1 protein-coding gene is annotated in these 879 nt (G+C 64.6%); it reads left to right on the top strand.

What is annotated here, in order from left to right:
• Positions 1-130: 130 nt before the first annotated feature.
• Positions 131-879, top strand: a 749-nt coding sequence (locus RFM40_RS33590; RefSeq protein WP_320279060.1) for an IS110 family transposase, incomplete at its 3' end; no start/stop codon positions are given.

Below are 879 nucleotides of genomic sequence, written 5' to 3' on the forward strand. Positions count from 1 at the left end.
CCTGGTCGTCCTTTCGGACAGGCCGTGGCATGGCCCGGTCCCTTCCCACCGGTGAACCATCAACCTGAACAGTTGCACGGGGCTGTACCAAGCAGACCCCGCACCACAGGAAGAGGCGTGGGACATGATAATGCAGAACTATGTCGGCTGCGACATCTCCAAGCAGTGGCTCGACTTTTTTGATGAGACAAGCGGCCGTTTTCGGCAAATTGCCAACCGGGCCGATGCGATCGCTGCCTATGTGGCGGGCCTTTGTCCCGGCCGAGACTTCGTCGTCATGGAGGCGACGGGCGTCCATGACCGGCTGCTGCGCCACGCGCTGGCCAAGGCCGGCATTGCGTTCTCGCGGCACAACCCGGCGCACACCCACCACTATGCGAAATCGACGAGACGGCGCGCCAAGACCGATCGTCTCGACGCCAGGATGCTGAGCGGCTATGGCCGCCGCTACCAGCCTGAAGCCGAGCCGGCGCCGTGCGAACAAGGCGAGCGGCTTCAATCGCTTGCCCGCCACCGCGATCACCTGGTCGATATGCGGACAACGGCGAAGAAGCACCTCGCCGACGCCTTCGAGGCGATCGTCATCACCAGCCTTGAAGAAACGATCGCCCACTTCGACACACGCATCAAGGCGCTCGAGAGCCTGATTGCCAACGTCATTCGTCAAAACCAGGACACCGCTCGCGACCACGCGCTGATGGTCTCCGTGCCCGGCGTCTCCAAGGTCGGCGCGCTCTCTTTGCTGGCGCACCTGCCCGAGCTCGGCCAGCGCTCGCCCAAGTCGATCGCCGCGCTCGCCGGCCTTGCCCCATTCGACAACAAGAGCGGCAAGCTCAACCGCAGGAGCCAGATCCAGGGCGGGCGATCGCGCGTGCGCCG

The sequence above is a fragment of the Mesorhizobium captivum genome (genome assembly GCF_033977165.1).
GTDB classification, from domain to species: domain Bacteria; phylum Pseudomonadota; class Alphaproteobacteria; order Rhizobiales; family Rhizobiaceae; genus Mesorhizobium; species Mesorhizobium captivum.